A 24,275-nucleotide genomic window follows, 5' to 3' on the forward strand; every position below is an offset into this window, starting at 1 on the left:
CGAAGTTCAAACTTCGTCCTTTCTTCTTTCTTCCTTTCGGGCGACCTTTGGTCCTTCAAGTTTTGGTTCTTCAAGTTTTTTCGCTTCATGGTTGCCGCTTGCGTCGGACCGGACCCTTCGCGGTCGGGAGCTCGAACCAGAACAGGCTGCCCTTCCCCTCCGTCGACAAGAACCCGATGCTCCCCCCGTGCTGCTCCACGAAATACTTGGCGATGGAAAGCCCGAGCCCCGAGGCGTTTGGCAGCATGGAGGAGGCGTTGCTCGCGCGGTAGAACCGGGTGAAGATGCGCGACTGTTCCGCCTCCGGGATGCCGATGCCCTCGTCCTCGACTTCGAACCGGACGCGGTTCCCGACCGCGGAAAGGCGCACGGCGACGCGTCCGCCTTTCTTGGAGTACGCGATCGCGTTCTCCATGAGCTTCCCCGCGGCCTCCCGGATCTTCTCCGGATCCGCCTCCACGGCCTCGGCGGCCTCCTTGGCGGCCTCGTACGAGCAATCGATGCCCTTCGCCCGGCAGCGCGGCTTCCATTCGGTAAGCACGCTGGACACGACGCTCGTGAGCGACAGGCGCTCGCGCGCGAAGGTCACGCGCCCCTCCTCGATGTCGGTGGCCACGAGCAGGTCGCCGATGCGGCGGATCACCTCGACCTCCGCGCCGTGCGTGATCTCCAGGAGCTGCCGCTGCCGCGCATGCAGCTTCCCCGCGCGTCCCTCCATGAGCGCCTCGAGGTTCCATCGCACCGCGTTGAGCGGCGTGCGCAGCTGGTGGGCGACGATGCGGATGAAGCTGTTCTTGAGCTCGTTCAACTCGCGGAGCTTCTCCTCGGAACGGAACCGCTCCGTGACGTCGCGGAAGATCCCCAGGTTGCGGTTGCCGCCCAGGTTGATGATGCGCACGTCGGCGATCAGCTCGGTGCCGTCCTTGCGCATGACCGAGGCGTCCATGCCGTTGCGCCCCTCGCGGATGAGGGTGAGCAGGAAGGCGAGCTTCTCCTCCTCGGTAAGCCGGTGGTCCATGAGGTCGCGCAGCGACATCCCGCGCAATTCCTCCTCGTCGTAGCCGAGCATCGAGCGGGCGGCGGGGTTGGCGTCCACGATGCGCCCGTTGTCCGCCATCACGAACACCCCGTCGATGGACTGCTCGATGTAGGAGCGGTACCGCTTCTCGCTCTCCGTGAGCCGTTCCTGCGTCTGCCGCTCTTCCGTGACATCGAACGCCATGCCCCCCACAAGCCGCACGCCCGCGTCGTTTATGATGGGGAACTTCATCACCTGGAAGGTACGGGGCTTGCCGGCGATCGTCACCTGCTCGACCGCGTTGAACGGCGCTCCGCTCTCCAGCACCTTCCGGTCGCCTTGCAGCGATGTCTCCGCGACCTTCTTCCCCAGGAGCTTCGCGACCGTGCGTCCCTGGATTTCCTTCCATGGGCGTCCAAGCGTGCGCCGCAGCGCGGCGTTGCCGTACACGTAGCGCCCGGCGGCGTCCGTCATCCATGCGGGGGACGGGTGCATGTCCATGAACAGCTGGAACCGTTGCCGCGCGCGGTCGAGCGCGGTCTCGGCGTGCGCGCGCGCCGCCTTGTTGAGGGAGAAGGCGTACCCGACCGCGATGTCGTCGGCAAGCTCCTCGAACAGCTTCAGGTCCTCCGCGTGGAACGCGGCGGCGGCCTCCGAGGCGAGGATGAACGCCCCGAACGGCTTGCCGTCCATCTTGAGCGGGAAGGCGGCGAGCGACGCGGCTCCGGCGAGGACGAGCTCCGGCGGGAATCCGGAGGCCCGGCCTCCCTCATGCGCGAGCACGCTTACGCCCTCGCGAAGCGCGCGCGCGACCGGATGCGCCGCGGCGGCCTTCCCCGGCGGGAGCAAGACGGAAGAAGCGACGTCGATGCCGGCGGCGGCGGCCACGCGCGGCGCGCGGCGCGGCGGCGCGACCACGATCCACGCGCCCAGGAACCCGGCGACGTCCACGCCCACGCGGCACGCCTCCTCGAAGAGGTCCTGCACGTCCTGCATGCGGAACAGCGCGCGGTTCACGCGCGCCGCCATCTCGCGCCGGCGCGCGAGCTGTTGGATGAGCCGGTCGCGCTCCGTCAGCCCGTTGACATGGCCTTCCATCGCCTTGGCGGTCGCGTTGAACGCCTCGGCGAGCGCGCGCATCTCGTTGTGCGCCTTCGGCACGTCCAGGCGCGCGCGATACTCCCCGCCTCGCAGGCGGGAAAACCCGTCCGCGAGGGCGCGGATGGGGTCGATGAGCAGGCGGCGGAACGCGTAGAGGGAGAGCGCGAGCGCGGCGAGGCCGAGCGCGGCGAGCAAGAGGAACGCGAAGGAGAACCTCCGATCGATGTCCGCGAGCACCCTCTCTTCGTCTATGCCGACCGAGGCGTACAGCCGCGCGTCGTGGGTCTCGCCGACCGGGGCGAACTGGAACGTCCTGCGCTTCCCGTCGAGTCCGGTCGCGCGCACCGACCCCCGCTCCCCGCCCAGCATGGCCTGCGCGAGCGCCGTCGCGGACGCGTCCATGCCCATGTAGCGCTCCGGCTCCGGGTACCGCGTCACGACCGTGCCGCCGCGGTCCACCTCGAGGAACGCCATCCCGTCGGGCAGCCCGATGTCGGCGGCCAGCTCGTTGAGCCAATCGAGGTCGAGCGCGATGAACACGACCTGCCGCACGTCCCCCGACGCGTCAAGCACCGGGTAGGCGGCGTTCAGGGCCCGGCGTCCCGTGATGCGACCGACTTGATAGGAGCCGACGGCGAACCGCTTCGTGGCCACGGCCTGCTTGAACCAATCCCGGTCCGCGGAACTCGTTTTCTCGACAAGCGGGAGCGCGCTGCAGGTGATGATGCCGTCCGCGCCGACCACCCCGATGTTGGCGAAATTCGGGGTCTCGGTCCTGATACGGGCCAACGCCAGGCCGCAGGCGGCCGGGTCGTCGCCTGTGACCGTGGAATCCTGGGCGAGCGTGAACAGGTTCTGCCGCGTGGAATCCAACAGGGCGTCCTGCTGCGCGACGAACGCCGTCAACAGCCGGCGGGACTGCCCGTGCACGGCCTCGATGCGGTGGGAGCGCTCCGATAACCCGATGCCGACCATGATGGCCGCGGCCGGGAGGAATACGATAAGCAGCGCCAACACCGCCCGGGCGCGCAGGGATGCGAATCGCAAAAAACGCGAATGGCGGTGCTCCTCCTTTGGCATGGCTTCAAGTATACCGCATCCCGCGTCCGGGTTCATATCGCGGTGCACACCGCCCGTCGGAAGGAGCGGGCCTACTGCAACCTCCTCCCCTCGGGTATACTTGTGGATAACCGACCTGCCTAAGCAGGTCGTCCCAAGGCCGAAGGCCGAAGGATCCTAACCATCGCTTCGTATGTGCGGAGGCTCGTGCGCGTGCGCCCATCACAAGGTGGGCCCCTTGCTCATCGCCCTGATCGGGCTCCTGTTCCTGCTCAAGACGCTGGGCGTCGTGGGCGCGGCCACCGTGGACCTGGCCTGGCCGGTGGCGCTCATCGTGATCGGGCTCATGAAGAGCGGGATGTGCAAGTGCTGTAAATGATTTCGGCCCTAGGCCGAAATCATCCTGAAGCCCATCAGGGCTGAAGGATCCCGTGAATCGTTTGAATCGAAAGACCGGCCACGCGGCCGGTCTTCGTTTTCTCGCCGTAAATTCACGCCTTGATCCGAAACCACTCCGAAACGGTCTTGGGCCAGCCGTATGCCTGCAACAGCGCGAGCGGGGCTCCCCAGTTGGCAAAACGCTCGACGAAGTCCCACACGGGCTCGCCCACGAGCGGGCGCACGAGCGCGGTCCAGAACCCCCAGATCGCCGCCCACAGGAGCACCGCGCGCGGGACGCCCCGCCACAAAAGCACGGCGGCGGCGACCGCGATGTCCGACCATCCGACGAGGGTGAGCAGCGTCGTCGCCGTCGGGGCATTGACCGAAAGGATCTCCTGGATCCAGCCGATCCACTGCGCCTTCCCCTGGACAGCGAAGACGCCGTGTCCAAGGAATTCGCCGGCGACGGCGATGCGCAGCACCCACTCGAATGTCTTGTTGTTCATACCTTCGTATTGATGATGAGTGAAGTCAGGACGGCGTGATTTCATCCGTCGGGCGGCTTTGACGGGTTTTCCGGCTCGGCGCGGTCAGGAAACGACGGATCTCCGGGAATCATGAGCGAGAGGCAGGCGGCGTATCCCTTGTCCATCACGAGGATGTGGGTGGAAAGCCACGACCCTGCGTACTCCGCGATTTCCCTGGCGAACCGGCGGCGGTCATGGACCGTCCCGCGGATCTGCGCGATGCGGCGCATCACCTCCTCGCGGAACGAGTTGTGGACGGCCACATGCTTCGCGCCATTCCCGCATTCGGGCAGGAGCAGGTGACGCTCCTCGGTGGCCAGGTGGAAGTAGGCGTAGTTGGCGAGCGCCATCACGTGCTCCTCCAGGATCTCCGGCGTGGCGTCATCCAGGCCGGCCGTGTCGATGAGCCGGTTGGCGAGGTCGAAGAACCGCCGATGCTGGCCGTCGATCAGGTCGTTTCCCAGAGCGTACTCGTCCTTCCAGGCGAAATGCTGTCCCATACCGCGTGCTTAGGCCGTCGTAACCGGCAGCTCGATCCAAAACGTGCTTCCCTTCCCCTCCTCGCTTTCGAATCCGATCCTGCCCCCGTGTTGTTCCACGAAATACTTGGAGATGTACAGCCCGAGGCCCGAGGAATCGGGTTTCATGGTGGAGGCGTTCGATGCGCGGAATAAGCGGTTGAACACGCGCGGCTGCTCCACCGCCGGGATCCCGATGCCGGTGTCCTTCATGCTGAAGCGGATCGCGCCGTCGCGGTACTCGAGATTCGCGTCCACGCGGCCTTTTTCGGGAGTGTAGGTGACCGCGTTGTCCATGATCTTGGCGAAGACGTCGCGCAGCTTCTCGCCGTCGCCCTGGAGCGCGGGGAGCGGCGCGCTCGGCGGCGCGTACTCGCAGACGAGGTCCTTGAGCGTGCAGCGTTTCTTCCACTCGGCCAGCACCCCGTTCCAGATGGTTTCCACGGACACGGTCTCCTTGGAAACGAGGGCGCGCCCCTCCTCGATGTCCATGGCCGTGAGCAGGTCGCGGATGCGGGAAATCACGTCGGTGTTGGCGTCGTAGGTGACGCGCAAGAACTCCTTCTGCTCGGCCTTGAGCGGCCCGAGCTGCTCGTTGAGCAGCGCCTCGATGTTCCAGCGGATGGCGTTGAGCGGGGTGCGGAACTGGTGCGTGACGATGCGGATGAACTTGTCCTTGAGCTGGTCGAGCTCCCTGATCCTCATCTGGGCCTTCTTCTCCTCGGTGACGTCCTGCACGGTGCCGTCCATTTCCAACGGCGTGCCGTCCTTCCCGTACGACACCTCGGCGCGCTCGTGCACGACGACGACGCTCCCGTCCGGGCGTACGACGCGATGCTCGATGTCGTACGGCGCATGCCCGCGGATCGACGCGTCGACGGCGCGCTTCACGAGATCGCGATCCTCGGGATGCACGCGCGCGAGGAACGCGTCGTAGGTGGGCTTGAACTCGCCCGGAGATGTTCCGAACATGCGATAGATCTCATCGGTCCACGCGAGCGTCCCCGTAGGCACGTCCCATCGCCACGCCCCGATGTGCGCGAGGCGCTCGGCGTTTTGTAGCATCAGGTTGGTAGTCGTCGAATCCTTCTGGGACGCGAGCGCGTCGTCGAGCGCGTTGAGCATCGCAGTCCGCGCGTCCTGGAGTTCCTTCGTCTTGAGACGGAGCTTTTCGGCCTCCTCGGAAAGCCGTTTTTCGCGCTCGCGCCCTTCACGCGAGGAAATCTCGAGCGAACGATCCATGAGCGCGCGGTCCTCGTCAGCGCCCTCGTACGAACGGCTGACGGCCTCAAGCAACGGCCGGCATTCTTCCGGCACGGTCTCCAAGGTCCCGAAGGCCTTGCGCAGCTGTCGCTCGAGCAGCGGATGCATACGGCCTTCAGGCCTCGCGCAGCGTGGTGACGGTCATGGTCTGATTGTGCAGCCGGCACTGCTTCTCGGTCGCCGCCGAGGGCGAAATCTCGCCGTAAGAGTAGAACCCGCAGCTGGCGGCCTGCTCCCCGACCGCCGCGCGCACGGCCTCTATCTCCTCCTCCACGCGCTCCTTGAGCACGAGCTTGCGGCCCACGCAGCTCACGAGCACCGCAAGCTCGGCCTGCCCGTTGTCCAATCCTTCGATCCCCATCTTTCCCGCTCCGGATGCGCCGTCCACCAACCGGTCGAAATTCGCCTTCATGAGCCGCGCCAGCGCCCCTTGTGGCATGTCCCCGGCAAAGGTAAGGCTCTGCGCCTTCTCGTCGACGGCCAACAGCGTGCGCGTCACTTCTTCTTCTTCTTCTTCTTCTTTGAGCCGCACCTGCAGCGGGAAGAGCAATCCGCTCCCGGGCAGGTCCTTGGCCTTGTCCCCGAGATATTCCTTGTACAAGGCGAGCGCGGGCTTGCCGTCGATCTCGTAGAGCACGTTCCCTTCCGAACGCGTGATCACGCGCTCGGGCCCGAACGGGTCCCAGCCGCCCAGCGACCCGTGGCCCACGCGCAGCTGCGCGCCGTACAACCCCACGAGCACGATCTGTCCCTCCGTTGCCGGGGCATCGAGCCCCACCAGCGTCTTCTTGAAATCCGCCCCGTCGCCCGAAAGCCCGCCTGTGACGGCCACGCCCTTGGGAAGCGCGCCGGCGAGCCCGCGCACGAGCCGCGTGCCGTTCACGCGCAATCCGTCGGAAAACACCATGGCGTGGACCAACCCCTCGTGCGGGAGGCACTGGCCGAGCTTGCGCCCCACTTCCTCGCTTTGCGCCGCATCCGAGATGGATTCCGCGCACGCGCGCACGGAGGAAGAGCGGAACCGCACGGCCGTGACCGAGAGCGACCCGTCGAGCACCTGCGCGCCGTGGATCTCCCCGGCCGTGGAGCAGCTCACGACATGCGCGTCCGGGTACATCGCCTTGAGTTCGGGATAGGTCGCGCTGTCCTCGAGCTTGGCGCGCGCGCCGAAGGCGAGCACGAGGTGCGCGCTTCCGGAAAGCTTCCCGGTGGCCGGTTTCCATCCGGTTTCCGCGGTCCACTGTTTCTGTTCTATCTCCATACGTCCCGTGGGAATCAGGCGCCGGGCTTATCGCCGGTCGTCGCGTGTGGCGTCGCCGTGCCTGGCGAGGCATCCGCGCCCTCGGCCTGCGCCAGCCGCTTCTTGAGCTCGGCCATGCGCAGCTCGCGGCCCACCAAGTGCGCGTTCACGCGCTCGAGCTCGCGTTTTTCCGCTTCCAGCTCGCGGACGCGGTCGGCGACTTCCTTTTCCAGGCGTTGTGCGTACGAGCGCTGTTCCTCGGCGAGCCGCTTTTGCTGCGTCACGTCCTCGAGGATGAGCAGCGCCTCAAGCGCCTTGCGCCCGGCAAGCGGCGTGCCCGTGAGACGGAACGCCCGCCCGTCCGCTCCGGGAATCTCCCGCTCGAAGGGCGCTCCGGCGAGCGCGCCGCGCAGCTCCCCTTCGAGCGCGCGTTCCCGGCACCAGGCCGAGGCAAGCAGGCCGTCGCCTTCCATGACCCCGGTCCATTCCTTCGCGCGGGCGTTCGCGGACGCGACCGTCCCGTCGGCGGCGACCGTGATGATCCCCACCGGCGCCTGGGTGAACACGGCCTCGTAGAGCTGGTTGAGGCTGCCGAAATACTCGTCCAGGCGCTCGGCCATGGCGTTGACCCCCTGCGCGGCCTGGCCGATCTCGTCACGCTTGATGTCGGCGGCCGGCACGCGCGCGCCGAACTTCCCTTGCGCGAGCTCCTTGATGACCGCCGTGCACGCGCCCACGCGCCGGCCCATCACCACGCTCAACCCCACGCCCAACGAGGCCGAGAACGCCAAGGTGACGAACAGCACGAGCGCGTTCTGCGCGCGCGCCGCGCGCGCGGCCGCGTCCACTTCGGTCGTGTCGATTTCCGAGACGAGCGTCCACCATCTGCCCGCCTGGCAGCGCGAGGCGCCGATCACGGGCACACCGCGGTAGTCGATCCACTCTCCGGACGCGGATTCGCCGGCCTCGCGACATCGTCGCACCGGCTCGGTGTCGACCTTGACCTTGAGCACCACATCCGGGACGAAACGCGACGGAGTGACGAAATGGCCGTCCGCGTTCACCAGATAGGTCTCGAAGGTCGACTCGGGACGATCGGAAAGGATCTCTCCCAACAGCGCGGTGAGGTCGCGCGCCGAGACATGCAGCACGAGCACGCCGCCCGGCGTGCCTGCCTCCTTGGCGAGCGGGGCGGAAAAATGCAGGGTCGGCTCGGAGGGGTGTCCTTGCTCGTCACCCTCGAGGACGACGAAGCCGTTTGTCACGGTCTCCACGAACGAGGCGGCCATGGCCCGGCGCCAGGCGTATTCGTATTCCAATTCCTCGGCGCTCTCGCTGTGTCCCACCCGCAGCGGCTCGGACGAGGCCACCACGCGCCCGTCGGCGTCGAACACTTCGGCAATCAGGATGGAACGATCGAGCGGCATCTTGAAGTCGCGCAAATACGCGCCGAGCTCGCGCGAGGCCTCCTGCGCCTCCGGGCTCTCCCTCGGCAGCGCGGCGATACGCGCGATCAGGGCGTTGATATGCCCGTCCGACGACCAATCGGACGCGCGCTTGGCGAGCCCGTCGAGGTACAGCGTGACGGAACGCTCGGCAAGCTCCGCCGTGACGGCCACGTGCTCCGCGAACTTGTCCTCCACGCCCTGCCGGATGGTCCCCAGGCTCACGCCGAACACCACGAGGAGCGGGACGACCCCCGAAAGCACGAAGGCGAGGACGAGCTTGGAGCGGATGCGCATGGGACGCAATCACGGCGCTAATCGCGCCCATCATAGCACGTTTCGCGCGCCGTCAAGAAACGTACACCCTCCGCGACGGCGGGATCGAGGCAATCGCCCGCTCGATGAGCGGCGCGACGGAAACTTGGGAAACCCACGCGGCGGGCGGACGCGTCGCGACCGTGTCCGTCACGATGATCTCGCGCACGCCCAGGCCGTGCAGCCTCTTCCAGGCCTCTCCGGCGAACAGCCCGTGCGTGACGCAAATCAGGAGTTCCTTGGCGCCGGCGCGGCGCAGGCGTTCGCAGGCCGCGACCAGCGTGGAGCCCGTGTCGAGCTGGTCGTCCACGAGCACGCACCGGTTCCCCACCGCGCCGACGGGCGCGCCGACCCGGACGCCGCGCGCGGTCCGCGCCTTCTCGAACCGCGTGACGGGACGCTTGTCCTTGAGCGCCCTGGCAACCGCCTCGCACCGCGCGACGGCGCCGTTGTCCGGAGCGACCAGCGTGGCGTCCTCCCATCCTCGGTCCAGGATCTCCTTCGCGAAAACCGGCGCGGGCGAGAGGGAAACGATCGGCACGGGGACCAGTTCCCTGTCCCGCAGGCTGTGCAGGTCCACGGTCACGATCCGACCGATGCCGGAGGCGCGGATGAGCTCCCCCAGCCAGGCGGTCGTGAGGCCAAGCCCCGGCTTCGCCTTGTCCTGGCGCATGTATGCCATGAACGGGATGACGGCCACCACCCGACCAGCCCCTTCCTTCTTGAGCGTATGCGCGGCAAGGAGCGTCTTAAGCAGGTTCTCGTCCGGAGGAGAAAAAGATCCGAACAGGGCGACCGTTCCGGAGAGCGTCGGGCATCCGGGAAGGTACAGCTCCCCGTTCTCATAGCGGCGGAAGGCAAGCGTCGTCATACTTGTTTCATCATGGCGACCACCTCTTCGTCGCTCACCTGGTCGAACGCCTCGTAATAATTGCCGATGGACCCGAGGAACATCGCCGGCTCGTGCAAGACGACGACCTCGTCAACCTCCTTCCCAAGCTCGCGCAGCGTATCGCGCGCCGCCACCGGGACCGCGATCACGACGGAAGACGGTTCGCGCGTCCGAAGCTCCGACAACGCCGCCTTCATGGTGAGCCCGGTCGCGATCCCGTCGTCGACCACGATGGCGGCCTTGCCCTTCACGGGGACGGCCGGTCTCCCGGAGAGGTATCGCTCGCGCCGTCGGCGGGCTTCCTCGCGTTGCCGTCGGACTTCCTCGTCGAACCATTTCGGATCCGCGGACCGGACTTCGTCCTCCTGACGCACGACGGCGCCCGTTTCCGTCACGGAGGCGATGGCGTATTCGGGGTTGTCCGGATGGCCGATCTTGCGTGGGATGAGCAGGTCGAGCGGGGCCTTGAGGGCCTTTGCGACCGCGACGCCCAGCACCACGCCCCCGCGCGGCAGGGCGTACACGACGACGGGCTTGCCGGCATAGGGCCGGAGCGCGTCGACGAGCTGCCGTGCCGCGTCCGCGCGATCCTTGAATCGGGGCATAGGTCGATACCCTATTGGCCCGAAGCGGCAGGGGCAGATCGGACGAACGCGTTCAGGGCCGCCCTCGTAAGCGGTCCGACCAGGCCGATGGGCGGGATGTTCTTCAATGCCTGAAACGCGGCGACGGCGCGCTGGGTGATCGGTCCATAGGTGCCGGAGGCGGACACGTCTTCTGGGAAATGCTTGAGGCACCGAAGGATCTCCTGCAGTCGTACGACCGCGTCACCGACGTTCCCAGGGCCGAGGTTCGAGGTGAACGGCGAGGACAGGACGCAGGCGGAGGCCACCGGCTCGGGGGCCCTAGCCTCGACGCACATGGCCGGATCGTCCTTCGCGTTGATCGTGCGGATGCTCCCCGCGGCCTCGTGGGTGTCGTTCCAGACCACCCGATCGAGCTTCGGCTCCCCGCGCAAGGACACCTGGAGCGCCAGGCGGTGGTGCCAGGCGGCGTCCAGTTCGAGCAGTTCGAACGTGACGGCGGAACAGTCGCGTGTATCGACTAGGACGCGGACGTCGTTGTAGTCGAAATCCCGTCCGGAATCCTCGAACCCGACGATGGTCCTGCCGTCGGCGGCGGGCGTCACGCGGACGTACGGCGTCCCCATATGCCGTTCGGTCCCGTCCGGGTTCACGATGTACAGGTCGTACCCGACCTCGTCGCACGCGACCTCGCACGGCGCTGGCAGAGCGTCCGCAGCGGGGACGGACGGAGGAGGCTCGACGTCGGTCGTGGGCGGAAGCGGCGGGAGGACGCCGGCAGGATCGACGTAGGGTTCTTCCACGTCCTCGACGATCGGAAGGATCGCCCCGACGACGTACGCGCCGTCCTCGTTGGCGTCGATGAGCGCGTACTGGCCGATGCCAAGATGCGAATCCGGCCAGATGAGCAGGTCACTCACGAGCGCTCCCGCGTTGGACAAGGCGATGCGCACGTTGTGGAGCCACCCGGCGTCCACCGCGAGCACGGTCACCACGATCCTGGTCCAGTCCGAGTAGTCCACCCGGATCACGACGTCGTCGAAGTCGAAGTCCGATCCCTTGTCCTCGAACCGGATGATGTCCACGGTGTCGCTCACGCGCTCGACGCGCGCGTACCGCGGGTCGGTCATGTGGCGCTCGGTCCCGTCGGGATTCACGATGTAGATGTCGTAGGACGCGGCGGAGAAGTCGACGTCCGGCGGGGCGGGTTGCGACGGCACGGGTTCGGTCACGGGGCTCGGCGGCGGAAGTTCGCTCGTCGTCTCCGGCGCGGACGGTTCCGGGGAGGTCGTCGTCCCGGTGTCGGATCCGGGATTGCTCGGAGGGTTCACGACGATGCTCCCTCCCCCGCTGCGCCGGGTGATTGAGAAGGAGATGTCCGTGGCGTCCGCAGCGGCATACGTCCCGTCGGCGTCGATGTCCGCATCGATGGTGCAGGTGCCAGCCGCGACGAACGTGACGATGCCGGTGGTCGAGCCGATGGTGCACACTCCGGTCGTGGTGCTCGTGTACGTCTTGGTACCGGCTCCAGCGGAAGCGGTGGACGTGATGGTCGGCTCCGCTTCGGTGATCAGGTAACTCGACTCGTACGAGCCCGCGTCGATGGTGAGCGTGCGGGCGGCGAGGGTCACGCTGAAGGAGATGTCCGTGGCGTCGGCCGTGTCATAGGTGCCGTCGGCGTCGATGTCCGCATCGATGGTGCAGGTGCCGGCGGACACGAACGTGACGATCCCCGTGGTGGAACCGATGGTGCACACGCCGGTCGTGGTGCTCGTGTACGTCTTGGTACCGGCTCCAGCGGAAGCGGTGGACGTGATGGTCGGAGGCGTGTCCGTGAGCTCGTAGCTGGCGACGTACGAGCCCGCGTCGATGGTGAGCGTGCGGGCGGCGAGGGTCACGCTGAAGGAGATGTCCGTGGCGTCGGCCGCGTCGTAGGTGCCGTCGGCGTCGATGTCGGCGTCGATGGTGCAGGTGCCGGCCGCGACGAAGGTGACGATACCTGTGGTGGAACCGATGGTGCAGACGCCGGTCGTGGTGCTCGTGTAGCTCTTCGTCCCCGTTCCGGCGGAGGCGGTCGACGTGATGGTGGGCGGGGTGTCCGTGAGCGAATAGCTGGAGACGTACGAGCCTGCGTCGATCGTGAGCGTGCGGGCGGCCAAGGTGACCGAGAACGAAATGTCCGTCGCGTCGGCCGTGTCATAGGTGCCGTCGGCGTCGATGTCGGCGTCGATGGTGCAGGTGCCGGCCGCGACGAAGGTGACGATGCCGGTCGTTGATCCGATTGTACAGACGCCTGTGGTCGTGCTCGTGTACGTCTTCGTTCCCGTCCCGGCGGAGGCGGTCGACGTGATGGTCGGGGGCGTGTCCGTCATGGAGTAACTGGCCACGTACGAGCCCGCGTCGATGGTGAGAGTGCGGGCGGCCAGCGTCACCGAGAACGAGATGTCCGTCGCGTCGGCCGTGTCATAGGTGCCGTCGCTCGCGATGTCGGCATCGATCGTGCAGGTGCCGGCCGCGACGAAGGTGACGATGCCGGTGGTCGAGCCGATGGTGCACACGCCAGTCGTGGTACTCGTGTACGTCTTGGTGCCGGCTCCAGCGGAAGCGGTGGACGTAATCGTCGGCGGCGTGTCCGTGAGCGTGTAGCTCGCGACGTACGAGCCGGCGTCGATGGTGAGGGTACGGGACGCCAGGCTCGTGGTGAAGTTCAGGATGGATCCTTCGAACGCGGTCGTGCAAGAGACGTTCGGATACGTGCCGGTGAGCGCGCTCGTGCACGCGCGGATCTTGAAATAATAGGTGATCCCGGAGGTGAGGCCGGTCACGGCATAGCTGAACGGCTGGGTGGACGACCCGCCGGCCGTGAGCGCGGCCGTGCCGGTGCCGTCGTCGACGGTGACGGTCGTCGTCCCGGAAGAAAGATCCGAGACGGTGCCGTACACGAACTGGATGCCGGTGATCGGGGTCAGGTTCGGGTTGATAGTGCCGTTCACCGTCGCCGTAGTCGCGGCCACGCTCGTCGCGGCGGTCGTGGTGGGGGTCGGGTCCGCGAGCACCGCAAGCGTGGTGAACGACAGGATGGTCCCCTGGGCCGATCCCGCCTTCACGCGATAATAGTAGGTCGTGCCGGACGAGAGGCCAGTGAGGCCGAGGCTGACCGCCGTCGGGTCCGTGAGCCCGTCGAGCGTGCCGGAGGCCGGCGTGGTCGCGGTCGTGGTCGTCGCCCCGACCAAGGTCGGGCTGGTGCCATACTCGAACTGGCCGGTGAGCACCGCCGTGCCGTTGGGGTCCACCGTGCCGTTGAGCGTCGCGGCGGAGGCGGTGATACTCGTGGCCGGATCCGTGACTGCCGAGATGCTGAAATCCGCCGTATCGGCGACGACCCCGACCGTGCTGGTGCCTGTGGAGGTGACCGTAATCCTCGACATCGCTGACGCCGTCGCTCCCACGAGGAAATCGCCGATCTTGGCGTATGCGGTGTTCGCGAAGCTGCCCACCGGCACCCACATCTCGTAGTCGATGCTCGCGGTCGTGCCGGAATTGAGCGTGAACGGGCCGGTGAAATGCAGCGGCTTGGGGGCCGCGTCCGCGGTGACGGTCACAGGGTCGCCGATCGCGACCCCGGTGCGGCCGATGTCGGTGACGGTCGCGCTTCCCGGAATGAAGATGGGGCCGGTTGGCGCTTGGTCCACGAACTCGTCCACCGTGAGCGTGGTGGCCGTCGTCGAAGAGGCGGTGAGGCGGTACGGGACCTCCACGTACGTCTCGCCGCTGCCGCTTTCCCCGGGAACCGCGCACGCGCCCGTGCAGTCCACGACCGTGAGCCCGGTGGTGGTCGTGACGCTCTTGGTAAGCGCCGCGTTGATGGTGAGCGAGGCGAACGAGATGTCGAGGGTGCCGCCCGCGGCGCCGGTGTCGGAGTGCTTCACCTGGGTGCCGCTCGCGATCTGGGCGATCGGCACGGCCGTGACCGTGCTCGTTGGGCGCCCCACCACGCGGAAGCCGTAGGAGATGCGGTATTCGGAGTTGTCGACGTTGGTGAGGCCGTTCGCCCCCGTGATGAGCAGCTGGTTCGCGTAGGTCACCTGGTCGGCGGTGTTGGCCCAGTTGGCGTTGCCGTCGAAGGTGATGGACACGCTTTCAAGGCGCAGCGCCCGCGTGGGCCAGGTGGACACGGCCGCGGGCGCGAGCCAGATGATGTCGAAATCCGGGGTGGAACCCGCGCCGATCTGCCCGGTCTGGCCCTCGACCGTGATCGTGACCAGCTGCCCGAGCTCCGGCGAGGTGTCCGAGACCTCGATCGCCGCGGCGCTCGTGAGCCCGTTGTCCGCGAGCTTGTTGGAGGCCGCCTTGATGGTCTCCTGCACCTTGGAGAACGAGAAGTCGCATTCGTACAGCACCGTGGCGCCCGCAAGGTCGGGGCGGTCGTCGTACACCTTGAGCGTGTGCCCCTGCGCCGACATGGTGGCGCCGGTCGCCTTCAGCATGAAGTAGGAGGTGCCGGTCGAGCCATCGGCGAGCGTCGGGAGTTGCATGGCGCTGTCCAGCGCGTTCGCGAGCGACACGTTGGACCCCGTGAAGGAACTCACCTGCGCCCACAGGCTCGATTGCGAGGATCCCGTCCCGTTGGTCACCCGGTAACCGATGTAGCCCGCGTCGAGCACCGGCGTGACGCCCGTGTCGATGTAAAACACGTTCCCATGGCTCGGGACCACCGTGATGCCGTTTTGCGCCGCCGCGCCCGAGGAGCAGGTGACGGCGGAGACGTCGTGGACGTTCGCGAACAGGGACGCGAACGCGGCAAAGACGATGATGCCGCACATCCCGATCGCCTTGCCCGCCGAAAACGAGCCGATTTGACATCGCATATATTGACCCTATCCTACCATGTTCCAATGGAACAGGAGGCGTCCCGTCTCGCCTATGCCTCCTCCTGCGGGATTTCGACCGTCACCCACCAGTCGTCGTTTTCGCAGCGGTAAAAGACCCTGTCGTACTTTTTTCGGCGGTCGCCGTAGCTCACGTCCTGCCGGAGCTGGCGCATGTTCCGATTGCAGTTCGGGCATTTCATACGTGAAAATCGTATCACGGCGCGGCGGGAAGCGAAAAATCCCGCTTGAACGAGCGGGATTTTGGCAGGGACGGTGGGAATCGAACCCACGTCAGAGGTTTTGGAGACCTCCGTCCTACCATTGAACGACGTCCCTACGCCGCGGCAGTATGTCAAAAACCCGCCCTCTTGTGAAGGGCGGGGTCTTGATGCTTACTTGGTCTCCTTGTGCGGCTGGTGGGCGCGGCAGCCTTTGCAGAACTTCGAAAGCTCCAGGCGCTCCTTGAGCGTCTTCTTGTTCTTGTGGCTCTGGTAATTGACCGTCTTGCACTGCGTGCACTCCAGCTTGATGAGGAAATCTTGGGACATAATTGGCAATCTGATTGGTCGGAACCTTACGGAAAAACGCGATTCGTGTCAAGGGAGTGGAGCCGTTGACCGGGATTGAACCGGTGACCTCATCCTTACCATGGATGTGCTCTACCAACTGAGCTACAACGGCATATTTCTTCTACCAAGTCCGACGCCCTGATGGGGTCGGACCCCCGACCTGCGCCGCAGCGCAGCGTCGGGGCTGAGCTACAACGGCGTGTTTTTATCGCGATGGCCCCGCCAGCCGAAGCCCCTCAAGGGCGAAGGCTGGAGCCGCCTGTCGGATTTGAACCGACGACCTGCTGTTTACAAAACAGCTGCTCTACCCCTGAGCTAAGGCGGCGTTATTCAAGCTTCCAAGTCCCATCCATAAGCTTTTCCTTCTTTATCCTCGACCAGCCCTTAATCTGACGTTCTCTTCTTCTTGCACACAGGAGGATCTTGTGGATCTCGTAGTATACGAGACGGACGGGAAGCCGTTTTGCCGTCCATAAAGCGGCCCTGCCCGCACGATGATCTTCCATCCTTCGCAGAAGATTTTCAGAACAACCTACATAATAACTGCCATCGCCACATTCCAACATGTACACGACGACGCGCCCTTCGACAAGCTCAAGGCATTCGACTCCTTTCCTGTTCCCTACGGAAGCGTTTTGCGTCGTATGGTCGCAGACCATGAGCGATCGTCTACCACGGACTCACTGCCCTTCGACAAGCTCAGGGCATTCGACTACCACATAAACGGCACGAAGGTAGTCGAATGGTGGGTGGAGAAGGGTTCGAACCTTCGAAGGCGTGAGCCAGGAGATTTACAGTCTCCCCCGTTTGACCACTTCGGTATCCACCCGTTGGTTGGAAAGGTGCCGAAAGGATAGCAAAACCTATCCTTCTTGTGAAGGCTCGGCCTCTGGCAGCGCTGACAGGCTTTCCTCGAAGACGGGGATCTTCTGGTTGTCAGGATTGCTCGCCTTGAGGCTCGCAATCCCCTTCTCGGCGTCCTTGCGTTCCTTGGCGAGGAGCGCGGTCTCGATGTAGCGGTCGAGGTACTTGGGATTGTGGGGCCGCTTCTCCACGGACTCGCGCAGGTGCGCGAGCGCGGCCTGCGTCTTCCCTTCGGCCAGGTCAAGGTCCGCGAGGCTCATGTGAACCGAAGCGTCCCCCGGAGAAAGGCGCAGCGCGAACGCGAGCGCCTCGCGCGCCTGGTCGTACTGCTTCACCTCGAAATACAGGTTCCCGAGCCCCTCGTACGCCTCGGCGCACTTCGGGGAATGGCTGATCGCCTCGATGTACTTCTTCTCGGCCTGGATGGGCTCGCCCTCGCGCGCGAACGCTTCCGCGGCCTCGAGCATCCCGCGGACGGCCTCGGGACCGACCGCCGCGCCGGCGTGCGATGGCGCGCGCTTGAGCTTCTGGTAGTACTGCTCCATCCTGTACAGCCGCTGCACGGCGAGGCGTCCGAGGCGCATGGCCCCCTTCCCCCCGGCGATGACGGCGCGACCGAGGCGCCCGAGCTTCTCGCTTTGCAGCCGCGCCACGCGATCGAGGATGATCGCCTCCTTCACGCGCCTGGTCCGCTCATCCGAGTCCGTGGACGTCTCCATCACCCGCAACTGCGGGATCTTGCGGACCACGATCACGCCAAGCACCGCGACGGAGGCGAGGAGCAGGAGGAGGGGGATGAGCCAGAGCACCATATCCCGTACTACAACAAGGACGTTCTCGTCAGGCAAGCGTCCTGAACGACCGTCTGGGAACAACCGGACTCTCGACCTGGATGGAATACCTCGAAGGGAGCCGACAAAAATGTCCTTGTTGTAGTACGGGGCATACGGTCAGCCTTGGGCTTCGATCACGTCGCAGGCGGCAGAGAGGATCTCGGCGAACTCGGTATGCTTCACGGAGGCGCCGCCCACGAGCACGCCGTCGACCTCCTTCTCGCGCAGGAAGGAATGGGCGTTCTTCCCGTCCACGGATCCGCCGTACAGCACGCTCAAACGGGATGAGAGGGCTGGAGCGAGCTTCGCCACGAGGCTGCGGACATGCGCGTGCATCGCCGCGGCATCGGCCGGGGAAGCGGAACGGCCGGTGCCGATCGCCCACACGGGCTCGTAGGCGACGAGCAGGCGCGCCTGGCCTTTCGGCCGCGCGCCCGTGAGTGCCGCGCGCAGCTGGCGCTCGACGACCGCCTCCTGCGCGCCGGCGTCGCGCTCGGCCGCGGTCTCGCCCACGCATAAGATCGCGTTCAATCCGGCCTCAAGCGCGGCGCGCGTCTTTTTCCCCACCATCTCGTCGGTCTCGCCCAGGTGCTGCCGGCGCTCGGAGTGACCGATGATCGCATGCGTGACCCCGTGCTCGAGCAGCATCCGCGGCGACACCTCGCCCGTGAACGCGCCAGCATCCTCCCAGAACAGGTCTTGCGCGCCGAGCGAGGCATGGCTTCGCGCGAGCACCTTGCGCACTTCGGAGAGCGCCGGGAACGGCGGGCACAGCACCGTCTCCGGGAAACAGCTGCGGCCGCGCAGCGCCAAAAGCACCCCGCGCGCGAGCGCCACGCTCTCGCGGGTGCCGACGTTCATCTTCCAGTTGGCGATGACGGTTTTCATAGAGTCGTAGGCGTTGAAGGCCTTAGGCGTGAAGGCATAAGGGATTTTCCTGAGGCCTTATCCGCCTGAGGCCTTCACGCCTATATTTTCAATCCTGCTTTGGCAGCGAATTCCTTTTCCCTCTTGAACGGGCCGATGGCTGCCACGGTGAGACGGGACAGGTCGAGCAGCTCCTTGGCCGCGGCTTTCACTTGGGCCGGCGTCACCTTGTCGAGAAGCGCCAGGTATTCGTCGGGGGACTTCACCTTCGGATGGAACAGTTCCTGCGTGGCATACCAGTCCGCGCGGTCGGAGGAATCCTCGAGCGCGAGGCGCAGGCGGCCGCGGACGTTCTCCTTGGCCTCCTTCAGCTCACGTGAGGTGACACCGATCGTACGCGCCTTCTTGAGTTCCGAAAGGATGGTGGCGACGGCGACCTTGAGCCGCGCGGCCTCGAGCCCGGAATGCACCTGGAACACCCCGGTATCCTCCATGGGCTGGTGGCTGGCGCGGATGAAATAGCACAATCCCTTGCGCTCACGCACCGAAATGAACAGCCTCGAACTCATGGTGCCCCCAAGGATGACGGCAAGCAAGTGCGCGGCCGGGACCCGCTTGTCGCCGATCGGGTAACCTGGAAAGCCGAACGCTACCTGGATCTGTTTCGTATCCTTGTTTTCCACGATGAGGCGCGGAGCCTTGCCTGGGGCCGGGATGGCCGCCGGGAGGAACGGCGCCGGTCCTTCCTTGGCGCGCCGCGACGTGCCGAACGTCTTTTTGAGCAGCGGGAGCGCCTTCTTGTCCACCTTGCCGGCGATCACCACCACGGCGCGCTCGCTCGTGTAATACGCGTCGCGAAACGCCAGCACCGCCTCGCGCGTCATGCTTCGTACGGTCCGCTCGCTGCCGCCGATGTCCCATCCGAGAGGGCTCCCGTCGAACATCTTCCCCTCAAGCAGCTCCTCCACGCGCATCATCGGGTTGTCGCGGTACATGTTGATCTCCTCCACGATCACGCCGCGCTCGCGGTCCATTTCCGCCTTGTCGAACTTCGAGTGGAACAGCATGTCGTTCAGCAGGTCGACGGCGAGGTCGAGGTGCGCGGCATCCACCTTGATGTGATAGCCGGTCCAGCTCTTGGAGGTGAACGCGTTGTAATCGGCGCCCACCGCGTCGAGCGCGCGGGAGATGTCGATCGTCTTCGGCCGGCGCTTGGTCCCCTTGAACATCAGGTGCTCGATGTAGTGCGCCGCGCCGTTGATGCTTCGCGCCTCATAGCGGCTCCCCACCTTGAACAGCACGAACACGGTGGCCGCATCGGTCCCTTCGAACGGGACCAGGTGCACGCGCATGCCGTTTGAGAGGACGTGACGGGAAGATTTCATAGGATGGAAGGCCTTAGGCGGACAAGGCTTCAGCGCTAAGGCCTTAACGCCTGCGGCCTTTACGCCTTCAACTGATTATTCAAATACCCTTCCAACTCCTCGAGCTTCACCCGTTCCTGCTTCATGCTGTCGCGGTCGCGCACGGTCACGGCCTGGTCGGAGAGCGTGTCGAAGTCGTAGGTGATGCAGTACGGGGTGCCGATCTCGTCCGCTCGGCGGTAGCGCTTGCCGATGGACTGCGTCTCGTCGTATTCCGTGCGCCAGCTCTTCGCGAGGCGAAGCGCCAGCTCGCGCGCCGGCGCGGTGAGCTCTTCCTTCTTGGACAGCGGGAGTACGGCAACCTTGATGGGCGCGAGCGCCTTCGGGAATCGTAAGACGACCCGCTTGTCCGTTTCCCCTTCTCCGGTCGGCGCTTCTTCCTCGTGATAGGCCGAAAGCATCACGGCAAGCACCGTGCGATCGAGGCCGAACGAAGGCTCGATCACGTGCGGGACGTATTTCTCGTTCGTGACCGGGTCGGTGTAGGTGATGTCCTTCCCGGACGCCTTCGCGTGGTTCGTGAGGTCGAAGTCCGTGCGGTACGCGAGGCCGTACAGCTCTTCCTGCCCGAACGGGTAGTCGAACTCGATGTCCACGGTGCGCTTCGAATAATGGGCCAGGTCCGCGGCCGCGATCTCGTGGTCGTGCACCTTCCCCGCGGGGATGCCGCAGGCGGCGATGAAGGCGTGCATCTGAAGGAGCCACGCCTCGAAATGCTGTTCCCATTCGCTGGGATGCACGAAATACTCGATCTCCATCTGGTCGAACTCCCGCGTGCGGAAGATGAAGTTCCCGGGCGTGATCTCGTTTCGGAACGCCCGGCCGATCTGCGCGATGCCGAACGGGACGCGCTTGCGGCTCGTCATGAGCACCTGCGGGAAGTCGGCGAAGATCGCTTGCGCCGTCTCGGGCCGGAAATACGCGACGTTCGCCGCGTCTTCCTTGGGACCGATCCAGGTCTTCATCATCAGGTTGAACGACGCCGGCTCGGTGAACGTCCCCTTGTTGCCGCATTTCGCGCACGCCTTCGAGAGGTCGATCTTATCGGCGCGATAGCGTTCGTGGCACTGCTTGCACTCGACCAGCGGGTCGGTGAACGTCGCGAGATGCCCGGACGCCTCCCACACCTTGGGGTTCATGATGAGGGCGGCGTCGATGCCGACCATGTCGAGGCGCTGTTGGACGAACGTCTTCCACCAGAGCGCTTTCACGTTGTTCTTGAGCTCGACCCCGAGCGGTCCGTAGTCCCAGGAGTTGGCCATGCCGCCGTAGATCTCGGAACCGGGAAAGATGAAGCCGCGGCTCTTGCACAGCGCGGTGAGGGTGTCCATGGTGACGTCAGGCATATGGGTTTATCTAGGCTGTTGGAGGCTTCGCCGTTGGTACTTCGTGTTGGTGTCGCTTCGCTCCGTTGGGATCTAACCGCATCAGCGACCAACGCCGCAGGCTCGAACGGCCCGCAGGCCACCAACGTCACACCGTCATGATTTCCTCTTCCTTCTTCGCGCCGATCGCATCGGCCTCGGCCACGAAATCCTTGGTGGCCTTGTCGAGCTCGTCGAGGATCTTGAACTTCTCGTCTTCCGACACGCTCTCCTCCTTGCTGCTCTTCATCACCTCCTCGCGCGCGGCCTCGCGCACCTGGCGCAGCGACACGCGGGCGTTCTCGAGGCGCTCCTTCATGTTCTTCACGAGGCTCCGGCGGTTTTCCTCGGTCATGGGCGGAAGGTTCAGTCGCACGCGCTGCCCGTCCACGGCCGGATTGACCCCGATGTCGGCGTCACGGACCCCCTTCTCGATCGCCATGAGCAATGACTTGTCCCACGGCTCGATGAGGAGCGTCTTGGCGTCGGACACGGTGATGGAGGCGACGCTCTTCAAATCCATCGCGCTGTCGTACGCCATCACCACCACGTTCTCCACCATGGCCGGGTTGGCCCGTCCGGTGCGAAGCGAAGACAGCTCCTTTTGGAGGTGCTCGATGACCGCCCGGAAGGCGGCGTTCTTTTGGCCTACGAATGGATGCATAGGGAACGAAAACTTGAAAACTTGAAATCTTGAAGGTCCAAGGGGGGTGTCCTTATTTTTTCACTTCGGCGGCGCCGGCGAGATAGAGGACCGAGGCGTTTTTCGGGTCGAGCGTGAGGAGCTGCGGGATGCGGGCGGTGGGAAGCGGGTCGGTGGCCCAGGTCACCCCGTCGTCGGTGCTCGCATAGAAGGTGCCGGCGGCCGCATACCAGAGGCGGGACGAGGCCGCGGGATCCATGGCAAGCGCCCTGATGCTCGTCTGGCCCGGAGAGGTGAGGAGCTTGATCCCCTCCCAGGTGGCGCCGAAATCGCGCGATCGGATGAGGCCGTAGCCCGTGGCGGCCACCACCGTGCCGGAATCCTTGTCCTGCACGAGAGCGGCAACCTTAGTCGCATTCCGGAAATCCTTCAACTCCTTGGTGACCTGGGTCCAGGCCTTGCCGGCGTCGAGCGTGCGGAAGAATCCGGCCCCGTCGGTCCCGATGAGCATCTGGCGGCTGTCGGCGCGGCTGAGCATGATCTGCGTGACGGCGGACTTCGTGGAAACCGACGTGCGCCAGCTCTTCCCCTTGTCCGTGCTCTGCAGCACGTCGCCGTTGCTCAGCCCGATCCACACCACGTTCGGGTTATACCAATCGACGACCAAGGCGGTCACCGACACCTTGGCGCGCGGTTCCACGTACGCCTGGTCATCTACGCTCCGCAGGCAGTCCACGGACTTGAGCACGCGGTTCCCGCGCGCCACGTACACCGTGCACGCGTCCTTGGGATCCACGGCCACGTCCACGATCGCGCCGGCGCGCAGGCTTTCGGCATGCGCCTGGCGCCATGAAGCCGTGCCGTCCTCGCTCAAGAACAGCCCGTTCTCGCGGGTTCCCGCATACGCGACGGACGGGTCCTGCGGGTCGAAGGTGAGAACGGTGACGTTCGTGCCGGCCATGGTGCCGACCCCTTTGGGACCCGGGACGGCCACGGCCTGGGCCCAGGTCTTTCCCGTATTCTCGGAACGCCACAGGCCGCCGTCCGGACCTTTGGCCGGGGTTTTGGGGCCGCCAAGGCCCGGGATGCTGCAGCCGGCGCCTATGAGCGCAAGGGAGACGAGCGGGAGAAGCAGGCGCGTACGCATACTGGGCATATTCAGGTTTGTCAGGTTTTTTCAGGTTGGTCAGTTGGTGAGGATCTCCTTACCGACCTTACAGACCTCACAGACTTATCAAGAGATGTTCGAGGGCGAGTTGGGGACTGGCGTTATGCAGGATCCCGCTGCGCGCCTCAGCGAGCCGCCGGAGGGAGCGCGTAAGGCGCAAGGCGGCGGGCGCGTCGCGCACGCTTCCGAGCATGCGCTCGCGCAACGCGCGTTCCCACGCGTCGAGCGTGCAGAGCGCGACGAGCGCCTTGTTGGCTTCGTCCTTTGGCATGAGCTCCGCGGCCGCTCGCAGGCGCCGGGCGATCGGAGCAGCCATGAGGTCGCGCACGGCGGCGCTCGCGACGTCTTCCTGCGCGCGATATTCGCCGTCGGTGAGCAGGCGGATCGCGACGCCCGGCGCGCCATGCGAACGGGCGGCGAGATGCGCCGCTTCCTCATGATCGAGCCCGCGACGGACGAGCGCCTCGGCGATCGCGGGTTCGGGGACGGCATGGAACCGGACGACCTGGCAACGCGACGCGATCGTCGCCGGCACGTCGTCCGCGCTCGGGGCGCGCAGCATGATGAGCGCGTTCCCTTTCGGTTCCTCAAGCGTCTTCAGGAGCGCGTTCGCGGCCGCGGCGTTCATCCGGTCGGCCTCCTCGATGAACATCGCCTTGCGCCCGGAAAGGCTCGTGAGGGAAAACCGCTCGCACGCTTCGCGCACCTGTTCCACGGAGATAGCCGATTTCTCCTTGCCCGTCTTCTCATCCGTTTCCCGTCGGACGAAGACGGCGTCCGGATGCGTCTCCACGGATCCTTCGCCCATGACCGCATTCAGAAGGGTGAGCGCGACGGTCGTCTTCCCCACGCGTGCCGGACCGACGAACAGGAAGGCGTGTGCCATCCGACCGCTGCCATGCATGCGGAAAAGCGCCTCACAGACGAGCGTATGGCCGATAATTCGGGAAAACGGCAAAGCCATAATGGCGCAAGTATATCATAGGCAAGGTTCCTTGACTCGGTTTCTTTAAACGCAGCTTAGATTAGCCAATATTTTGACGTTTCCCCTTGACAAAACCCCTAAAATATGATATAAATCTTCTCGTACTCTGATCCTTGGATAACTGGCGGAAACGCCATTGGGGAGTTCGAAGGCCCTAAATATCCATGAATTCAGAGGAGTGAGTATCTCAATGACAGGCGAACAGCCGGTTGTTGGCGTACTTCACGTACTCCCGCAACCGGTTGTTTGTTTTCTTGCCCACCGAAGCTCATCAGAGCGAAGGAGGGTTGTACCCGGAAATCTGGAGGAGAGAGTCCCCCGCCGAAGCCCGCAAGGGCGACAGT

19 protein-coding genes and 4 tRNA genes are annotated in these 24,275 nt (G+C 65.4%); 1 reads left to right on the forward strand and 22 read right to left on the reverse strand.

Going from position 1 to position 24,275, the window contains the following annotated elements; genetic code table 11:
- Nucleotides 1-85: 85 nt before the first annotated feature.
- A complete protein-coding gene (locus EPO34_01675; protein ID TAK03851.1) occupies nt 86-3,235 on the reverse strand; it encodes a PAS domain S-box protein in 3,150 nt (1,049 codons plus the stop codon).
- A 136-nt stretch (nt 3,236-3,371) separates the two neighbouring features.
- On the opposite strand from EPO34_01675, the gene EPO34_01680 reads away from it, so the two are divergent.
- Complete coding sequence (locus tag EPO34_01680; protein TAK03852.1) at nt 3,372-3,557, forward strand: hypothetical protein; 186 nt, start codon at nt 3,372-3,374, stop codon at nt 3,555-3,557.
- Between the two features lie 112 nt (nt 3,558-3,669).
- On the opposite strand, the gene EPO34_01685 is transcribed toward EPO34_01680, so the two are convergent.
- The 21 genes from EPO34_01685 to EPO34_01785 all read right to left on the reverse strand — a co-directional run bounded on the left by EPO34_01685 (nt 3,670) and on the right by EPO34_01785 (nt 23,910).
- A complete protein-coding gene (locus EPO34_01685; protein ID TAK03853.1) occupies nt 3,670-4,065 on the reverse strand; it encodes a hypothetical protein in 396 nt (131 codons plus the stop codon).
- Between the two features lie 41 nt (nt 4,066-4,106).
- Entirely contained in the window at nt 4,107-4,586 is a 480-nt protein-coding gene (locus EPO34_01690; protein ID TAK03854.1) for a hypothetical protein, read from the reverse strand.
- A 9-nt stretch (nt 4,587-4,595) separates the two neighbouring features.
- Nucleotides 4,596-5,975 (reverse strand): PAS domain S-box protein, encoded by a 1,380-nt coding sequence (locus EPO34_01695; protein ID TAK03855.1) that lies wholly within the window; start codon nt 5,973-5,975, stop codon nt 4,596-4,598.
- Nucleotides 5,976-5,982: 7 nt separating this feature from the next.
- The gene (locus EPO34_01700) at nt 5,983-7,128 is read right to left on the reverse strand and encodes a hypothetical protein (protein TAK03856.1); all 1,146 of its coding nucleotides are present in this window, start codon (nt 7,126-7,128) and stop codon (nt 5,983-5,985) included.
- A gap of 14 nt (nt 7,129-7,142) precedes the next feature.
- Nucleotides 7,143-8,849: a sensor histidine kinase gene (locus tag EPO34_01705; protein ID TAK03857.1), complete on the reverse strand. Its 1,707-nt coding sequence runs from the start codon at nt 8,847-8,849 to the stop codon at nt 7,143-7,145.
- Between the two features lie 52 nt (nt 8,850-8,901).
- Nucleotides 8,902-9,738 (reverse strand): ribose-phosphate pyrophosphokinase, encoded by an 837-nt coding sequence (locus EPO34_01710; GenBank protein ID TAK03858.1) that lies wholly within the window; start codon nt 9,736-9,738, stop codon nt 8,902-8,904.
- On the reverse strand, nt 9,735-10,364 hold the full coding sequence (locus EPO34_01715) for a phosphoribosyl transferase (GenBank protein ID TAK03859.1): 630 nt from the start codon (nt 10,362-10,364) through the stop codon (nt 9,735-9,737). Before EPO34_01715 ends, EPO34_01710 begins: the two co-directional genes overlap by 4 nt.
- 11 nt (nt 10,365-10,375) lie before the next feature.
- A complete protein-coding gene (locus EPO34_01720; GenBank protein ID TAK03860.1) occupies nt 10,376-15,211 on the reverse strand; it encodes a hypothetical protein in 4,836 nt (1,611 codons plus the stop codon).
- Nucleotides 15,212-15,476: 265 nt separating this feature from the next.
- A tRNA-Trp gene (locus EPO34_01725) sits at nt 15,477-15,550 on the reverse strand.
- A gap of 56 nt (nt 15,551-15,606) precedes the next feature.
- Nucleotides 15,607-15,762: a 50S ribosomal protein L33 gene (gene rpmG / locus EPO34_01730; protein ID TAK03861.1), complete on the reverse strand. Its 156-nt coding sequence runs from the start codon at nt 15,760-15,762 to the stop codon at nt 15,607-15,609.
- 57 nt (nt 15,763-15,819) lie between these two features.
- Nucleotides 15,820-15,895, reverse strand: a tRNA-Thr gene (locus EPO34_01735).
- A 138-nt stretch (nt 15,896-16,033) separates the two neighbouring features.
- Nucleotides 16,034-16,108, reverse strand: a tRNA-Thr gene (locus EPO34_01740).
- A 1-nt stretch (nt 16,109) separates the two neighbouring features.
- Nucleotides 16,110-16,442, reverse strand: a complete 333-nt coding sequence (locus EPO34_01745) for a GIY-YIG nuclease family protein (GenBank protein ID TAK03862.1) — start codon at nt 16,440-16,442, stop codon at nt 16,110-16,112.
- 84 nt (nt 16,443-16,526) lie between these two features.
- A tRNA-Tyr gene (locus EPO34_01750) sits at nt 16,527-16,612 on the reverse strand.
- 34 nt (nt 16,613-16,646) lie between these two features.
- Nucleotides 16,647-17,459 (reverse strand): tetratricopeptide repeat protein, encoded by an 813-nt coding sequence (locus EPO34_01755; GenBank protein TAK03863.1) that lies wholly within the window; start codon nt 17,457-17,459, stop codon nt 16,647-16,649.
- A 138-nt stretch (nt 17,460-17,597) separates the two neighbouring features.
- Nucleotides 17,598-18,368 (reverse strand): triose-phosphate isomerase, encoded by a 771-nt coding sequence (locus EPO34_01760; protein TAK03864.1) that lies wholly within the window; start codon nt 18,366-18,368, stop codon nt 17,598-17,600.
- Between the two features lie 80 nt (nt 18,369-18,448).
- Nucleotides 18,449-19,732 (reverse strand): insulinase family protein, encoded by a 1,284-nt coding sequence (locus EPO34_01765; GenBank protein ID TAK03865.1) that lies wholly within the window; start codon nt 19,730-19,732, stop codon nt 18,449-18,451.
- 59 nt (nt 19,733-19,791) lie between these two features.
- Complete coding sequence (locus EPO34_01770) at nt 19,792-21,117, reverse strand: glycine--tRNA ligase (protein ID TAK03866.1); 1,326 nt, start codon at nt 21,115-21,117, stop codon at nt 19,792-19,794.
- 127 nt (nt 21,118-21,244) lie between these two features.
- Nucleotides 21,245-21,799, reverse strand: a complete 555-nt coding sequence (locus tag EPO34_01775) for a ribosome recycling factor (protein TAK03867.1) — start codon at nt 21,797-21,799, stop codon at nt 21,245-21,247.
- A 52-nt stretch (nt 21,800-21,851) separates the two neighbouring features.
- A complete protein-coding gene (locus EPO34_01780) occupies nt 21,852-22,925 on the reverse strand; it encodes a hypothetical protein (protein ID TAK03868.1) in 1,074 nt (357 codons plus the stop codon).
- A gap of 76 nt (nt 22,926-23,001) precedes the next feature.
- Nucleotides 23,002-23,910, reverse strand: coding sequence for a DNA polymerase III subunit delta' (locus EPO34_01785; GenBank protein TAK03869.1), 909 nt, complete (start codon nt 23,908-23,910; stop codon nt 23,002-23,004).
- Nucleotides 23,911-24,275 lie beyond the last annotated feature (365 nt).

This window comes from Patescibacteria group bacterium, from assembly GCA_004297215.1.
Classification (GTDB): domain Bacteria; phylum Patescibacteriota; class Patescibacteriia; order UBA9934; family GWF2-40-263; genus 2-01-FULL-63-20.